Raw genomic sequence first — 6,000 nt, 5'->3', positions numbered from 1 at the left:
AGCACTACCGCGAGAACCAACGAGGACCGCAGGAACGGGATACGGGCAGGTGGCAGCAGCAACTCTCGTGAGGGAACAAGTGCCAGCCCCAGATGAATGGGACAAGACCTTCGGAGACGCCCGCCTCTGCGCGGCCATCGCCGACCGGATCACCTTCCGATGCACCCTCATCCAGACCGGCACCGAGTCCTACCGCTTCCAGACCACCCAGGAATCCCTCTTCCCAGCAACGAAGTGACGTCCCGACAGCCCTGAAGCACGCCTCCCGCCGAAGCGAGCCGGGGGTGGGCCATGGTCGGCGGCTCATGACGCCGGCAGCGGACACGCTCACGGTGAACACCTCTGCCCGGCGCGGTCGCCGGATGCCACGGTGAGCCGATGATCGAAGAGACGATTGACGAGGTGTTCGCGGCCGGCGACTGCTGGGGAAGCCTGAGCGCGCTGGAGGTCGACGGACCGGGGCGACTGTCGGTGGCGGGTGGAGAGCTCGCGGTGGCGGCCTCCACATTCAAGATCACCGTCGGCCTGGAGTTCTTCTGCCAGGCGGCGGAGGGAGAACTGGACCCCACCGAGCGAGTGGTGGTCTCGCAGGCCGAAGCGTCGGTGGGCGGCCAGGGGCTCTGCATCACCGAGGACCCGGTGGAGATCTCGCTGCGGGATGTCGCCCGGCTGATGCTGACCATCAGCGACAACACCGCGACCGACGTGCTGATCCGCCGGGTCGGCATCGAACGGGTCAACGCGCGCCTCGCCGGGCTCGGCTTCACCGGCTTCCACCTGCCGGGCACGATCCAGCATGAGTTCGACACCGCGGCCCGCGACGCCGGGTTCGCCGACTGGGACGCAATGGTCCACGCGGTCCGGGACGCCACATCGCCGGAGGAGGGCGAGGCCATGTGGCAGCGGGTGCTGACGTCGCCGGGGATGCGACCGGGACGAATCAGCAGCGCGACCGCCGACGACATGGCCGCCCTGGTCCGCGCGATCTGGCGCAACGAGGCCGGTCCCGCCGAGGCCTGCTCGAACCTGCGCCGGATGATGGGACAGCAGCGGCTCACCCGGAAGATCGCCACCGGCTTCGGGCCAGAAGTGCTGGTCACGTCCAAGTCGGGCACCGTGCCGGGCGGCGTCAGCAACGACGTCGGCGTGGTCACCTTCCCCGACGGGCGGCGGTACGCGATCGCCGTCCTCACCCGGTCGCTGACACCCGGGGCACCCACCCGCGAGGACGTCCTCGGCACTGCGGCCCGGGTGGCCCTGAACCACCTGCGCGCGGACGGGACGTCCCGCTCCCGGTGAAGTGAAGAGCGCGGGGCGGCGCTCGGGGCGCCCGGAGACGGGGGCGTTCGGTGGGGAAGTCACCGCGACTCGGCGTCGCGGCCCCCACCTCACCGGGGCCAGGTGCTGCAACGGGGAACGGAGTGCCGCCTCACCGGTGAAACGGCGTCTAACCAGGTGCGAGCCCCTGGCCGCATCTTGTCAGGGAGACAGCCCCAGGGCCCGCACCCACAAGCTATCGACACTCCCGCAGTGGCATCCCCCGGGACTCTCCGCCCCGACCTGCAGATCACCCGATCAGTGGCTCCCGAACTCGCCGAAACGGCGCCTGTTCCCACCGAAAACCACGGAGCACCGTCAAGTCCATCCACGCCACGAACAGCCCAACCCCGGCGCCCATCGCCACCGAAGACCTGGTCCCCATATGACCCGGTTAAATCAACCAGACCCTGCCGCGGTGAACGTGGGCATCTGCCAGCAACAGCAGGCCCAGGTCGTGGCGATCGCGCACGAAGTTCAAGGAAGGAAGCCCGTACTCGGTGACAGCGGCAGTGACCTCCCTGGCGAGGGGACTTCCACTCGCCGGCCAGGGATAGCCAGCGCGCGCAGGGACGTTGGTTGGGTTCGCTTCGCCGGAAGGCGTGGGGTGGTCGATCCGGATCCTCATTCCGCCGAATCGCTCCATCCGGTCACGGAGGGCGATGGCGTAGGTGTGGACCGTCCAGCCGAAGACCGTCCGGTCGTGGCGGTCCTTCCAGATCGAGAGCGTGGAGTGCAGGTCTCCCCGTACGAACGTGAGGTTGCCGCCTTCTATGCCGGCAGGAATCATCCCCAGCAACTCGGCGAACTCGTCCGCCATCTTGCGCATCGTCCGGGGCCGCGTCACGGAGGCATGCCAAGCGTTGGCCCACAGCGGGGTGACCTGCGAGCCCCGGTTCACCGCCCCCGACGCTTGCCGGACGACACCCGAAGATCGATTTATGGGACAGCACTCAGCCTCGTTGATCATGGGAGCACGAGCGCAGCACGTGGTGGCCGAGAGCGGTGCCCCTTGCGCCTGCCCGAGGGATGCGTTCGCGCGCGGGGCAGCGACTGGGAGCCCGTCGAGCACCTCGCCGTCGGCCCCGGCCTGATCGACCTGCTCGTCGCGTCGCCAGCCACCCCTACGCTCACCGACACGCCGCACGGCAGAGTCCGTATCGACCTGCAGGCCCGGACCGTCTCGCTCTGGGCCGTGGTCTGAAGGGCACCGTCCCCGTGGTGAACCCCGCTGTGCTGGTGCCGCTCGAACCGGCCGATCCCACCCCGCCGCCGCGGTGGTCCACACCAGCGGCCGGCCGATCGCGTCAGCCAGCTGCTGCCGGGTGAAGCCCTTGGGCAGTCTGATGACAACGATCGCAGTGCGGTAGGTGTGCGGGCCGCGAACGAGCGGCTGGGCTGCCGGGGGCGCGGTTTCCTGGCCGGTTTGCTTGCGACTGCTCGGTTCAGACGAGCGCTGGTGCGGGAGTGGGCAGATAGGGAGTGATGTTGCGCCAGGCACGCTCGATGTGTTCCTCCTTCTCGCCGACCGGGGCGACATAGTGCAGCGCACCTTCGGCGGCGTCGTTGCCCTCAAGGCGGGCGATGATCCAGGCGGCAAGATAGTGCGAGGCGAGGCAGCCGCCGGCGGTGGCGACGTTGTCCTTGGCGTAGAAGGGCTGGTTGAGCACCTCGACGCCCGCGGCGATGACCCAGGGCTTGGTGGTCAGGTCGGTGCAGGCGGGGATGTCGTCAAGCAGGCCGAGCTTGGCCAGCACGAGCGCGCCGGAGCACTGCGCCGCGATGAGCTGGCGCGAGGGGTCCAGGCCGCGCAGGATGTTCATGATCGCCGGGTCTTCGACCACCTCGCGGGTGGCGATGCCACTGCCGACGATGACGGCGTCAGCGGCGCACGCCTCCTCAAGAGTGGACATCTGCTCGATGACCACCCCGTTCATCGACGTCACCTTGGGGCTGGGGGTGGCGATGGTGACGCGCCAGTCGTCGGTCTTGACGCGGTTGAGCACACCGAGCGCGATCAGGGAGTCGAGCTCGTTGTAACCCTCGAAGGTGAGGATGGCGATGTGCACGGTGGCTGTCCTTCCGGATGGGCGGGCCTTGACGGTAAGGACCCGCGAACAGGACAGTCAAAGAATTGTCATGGATACAATCCGGTGCATGGCAGCCCCGCGATACAAAGTGCTGGTCGACGCGCTCGCATCCGACATCCGGACCGGGCGGCTCGCCGCAGGTGCGCGGCTGCCGACACACCGCGGGCTCGCCGCCCGCGAGGGCATCGCCGTGGTGACCGCGACTCGGGTCTACGCCGAATTGGAAGCAATGGGCCTGGTCAGCCGGGAACAGGGGCGCGGCACGTTCGTGCGTGACATCGCGGTTCCCGCCGGTCACGGCATCGATCAGCAATTCGTCGCCACGGATGCGGTCGACCTCAACTTCAACTATCCGTCGCTGCCCGGCCAAGCCGATCTCCTACGACAGGCTTTGCGAGAGGTGGCCACCTCTGGTGAACTCGACTCGCTGCTGCGCTACCAACCACATCGAGGGCGTCCCCAGGACAGAGTGTCGATCGCACGGCACCTGAGGCGTCGAGGGATGACTCCCGACGCGGATCAGATCCTCATCGTCAACGGTGCGCAGCACGGCCTGGCCATCACCGTCATGGCCACGCTCAACGCCGGCGACGTCGTCGCGGTCGACGCACTCACCTACCCGGGCTTCAAGGTGCTCGCGCATGCCTTGCGACTCGACCTGGAGCCGATCCCCACAACCACCCACGGGCCGGATCTCGATGCCTTCGAGAAGCTGTGCGCGACCCGCCCTGTGCGCGCGATCTACAGCATGCCAACCTTGCACAACCCTCTGGGGTGGGTCATGCCGACCACTGACCGCGCCCGTCTGATCGAGATCGCTCGGCAGCACGGCTCGCTCATCATCGAAGACGCCGCATACGCCTACCTGGTCGAGGACCCTCCACCGCCTCTGGCGGCAAGTGCACCGGACATCACCGTCTACGTCTCGGGACTGTCCAAGAGCGTCGCCACCGGCCTCCGGGTCGGCTTCGTCGTCGCCCCGCCGTCTATGGTGCCGTCGCTCGAACGCGCGATTCGGGCGACCACCTGGAACACCCCGGCCCTCACCACCGCGATCGCCTGCCGCTGGCTCGAGGACGGCACGGTGGACCACCTGGAAGCGCAGAAGCGAGACGACGCCAAGGCCCGCCAAGCACTCGCCAGACAAGAACTGGCAGGCCTACCGCTCATCAGCCACCCCTCGTCCTACTTCACATGGCTGCCGCTGCCCGACGACGCACGCGCCGATCGCCTGACCGCCACCCTCGCGCGTCAGCACATCTCGGTAAGCACAGCGGAGCCGTTCACCACCTCGACGCACACACCACAGGCGATCCGTCTCGCTCTCGGCTCAACCGATCTGGACAGTCTCCAGTCGACGCTGCGCACAGTGCGACGAGTCGCTGTCGAGGACGCTTACGCCTGAACTTTCCTCGACCAGCCGATTTCTGCCCGCACCGACGTCTGCGTACGAAAGTCCGTCGGCGCTGAAGACCTGGGGGCTCAGTCGGCCTGCGACTGAGGCCATCGCCCAGATCATCGAGGCGCAGCGCGAGGCCGCGATCGCTCCTCACTTCCGTCGTAGGGAGGCCGTACCTGCGGTTCCCGGGGTTCCCTTGATCCAGGGTCTCGGTGCCCGCGGCGGGTTGCCGACGCGGATTTCCGCTGCCGAGAGTCCTGGTCCGTCACGCTGTGTCGAAGTCCGACCGGGGCCGGACCTCCACGACGAAGTCCGCATCCTCCATCTCGCCCGCCTTGTCGTGCCAGAGGAAGACGCGCACGTGCATGGCGTGGTGGAGGCCGGTCCTCTCCCACTCGGTCATGAGGTCGGCGACGATACGGCCGATGGCGTGCTTGGCGCCCTCGTCCGTGTCGGCCGCGGTGATCACGCCGTGCCACTGTTCGGGGTCGCTGCCGTAGGGGCGCCAGCCCTCGGACCCGTGCGGCTCGAACACCCGGTAGGCCCAGTCCGTATTGGTGTTCATAACACCGATCGTGTCACCGTAAGGAGCCTCATGCGTGGTATCGGATCGACGCCCGCTGAGCGCGGGTCCGTCGGAGCGAACAACTGCCCGGACGTCCTGGAGCGAGACGACGGCGACTTCTTTGAGTGGGTCGCCGGGGCAGGGTGATAGGGGGCAACCGCTGCGCTCGTCGGGTAGCGGGCGCGGCCCAGCGGCAACAAAATTCGAACATGTGTTTACGGAGTGTGTACCGCGCCAAGGGTGACCACCTCACCGACCGCTAGGAGGAGATCGCCAGGTTCGTCCGCGCGTACGTCGCGGACGAGGGGGAGGACTCGACGATGGCTGAGATCGGCGAAGGGCGTTCTGGCCTGGGCCCAGCACCAGGTCGCCGATGCCGAAGCGGTGCTCCCCGGCAGGGAGCTCCAGTCGACGAGCCCGGGACCGGCGTCCTGAGGCGCAGGGGGATCAGCCTGCCGACCCTGACCACGCTGACGTTTTTCGAGGACAGCCCGGCATGCGCCTGCGCCGCGCCACCGGCCAGCGAGCGGGGCTTCACGCCTCCCGCGCTGCCTGTGCTGGCTGAGTGGGAGGTCGTCGCCCGGCGCCTCCACGCCGGCACAGCGCACGCCCAGCTCGCCACCGCATGC

7 protein-coding genes are annotated in these 6,000 nt (G+C 68.3%); 4 read left to right on the top strand and 3 right to left on the bottom strand.

Annotation, left to right across the window (positions count from 1 at the left end):
• Positions 1 to 79: 79 nt before the first annotated feature.
• Both ACWC2T_RS38715 and ACWC2T_RS38710 read left to right on the top strand, forming a co-directional pair.
• A complete protein-coding gene (locus tag ACWC2T_RS38715; protein ID WP_450675011.1) occupies positions 80 to 238 on the top strand; it encodes an ATP-binding protein in 159 nt (52 codons plus the stop codon).
• A gap of 140 nt (positions 239 to 378) precedes the next feature.
• Entirely contained in the window at positions 379 to 1,299 is a 921-nt protein-coding gene (locus ACWC2T_RS38710; RefSeq protein ID WP_450675010.1) for a serine hydrolase, read from the top strand.
• Positions 1,300 to 1,711: 412 nt separating this feature from the next.
• Here ACWC2T_RS38710 and ACWC2T_RS38705 read toward each other — a convergent pair whose 3' ends face one another.
• Positions 1,712 to 2,137: a hypothetical protein gene (locus tag ACWC2T_RS38705; RefSeq protein ID WP_450675009.1), complete on the bottom strand. Its 426-nt coding sequence runs from the start codon at positions 2,135 to 2,137 to the stop codon at positions 1,712 to 1,714.
• Between the two features lie 192 nt (positions 2,138 to 2,329).
• On the opposite strand from ACWC2T_RS38705, the gene ACWC2T_RS38700 reads away from it, so the two are divergent.
• Positions 2,330 to 2,521 carry a hypothetical protein gene (locus ACWC2T_RS38700; RefSeq protein ID WP_450675008.1) on the top strand — a complete coding sequence of 64 codons (192 nt, stop codon included), beginning with the start codon at positions 2,330 to 2,332 and terminating at the stop codon, positions 2,519 to 2,521.
• Between the two features lie 241 nt (positions 2,522 to 2,762).
• Here ACWC2T_RS38700 and ACWC2T_RS38695 read toward each other — a convergent pair whose 3' ends face one another.
• Positions 2,763 to 3,386 (bottom strand): DJ-1/PfpI family protein, encoded by a 624-nt coding sequence (locus tag ACWC2T_RS38695; RefSeq protein WP_450675007.1) that lies wholly within the window; start codon positions 3,384 to 3,386, stop codon positions 2,763 to 2,765.
• Between the two features lie 88 nt (positions 3,387 to 3,474).
• Between ACWC2T_RS38695 and ACWC2T_RS38690 the strand changes: the two genes are divergently transcribed.
• Positions 3,475 to 4,812, top strand: coding sequence for an aminotransferase-like domain-containing protein (locus tag ACWC2T_RS38690; RefSeq protein ID WP_450675006.1), 1,338 nt, complete (start codon positions 3,475 to 3,477; stop codon positions 4,810 to 4,812).
• Positions 4,813 to 5,071: 259 nt separating this feature from the next.
• Here the strand turns inward: ACWC2T_RS38690 and ACWC2T_RS38685 are convergent, their stop codons facing one another.
• Positions 5,072 to 5,371, bottom strand: a complete 300-nt coding sequence (locus ACWC2T_RS38685; RefSeq protein ID WP_450675005.1) for a hypothetical protein — start codon at positions 5,369 to 5,371, stop codon at positions 5,072 to 5,074.
• Positions 5,372 to 6,000: the final 629 nt, after the last annotated feature.

The organism is Streptomyces sp. NPDC001393 (assembly GCF_053597455.1).
The sequence above is the reverse complement of the archived record's forward strand: the minus strand, read 5'-3'. Positions and strand labels throughout refer to the sequence as shown.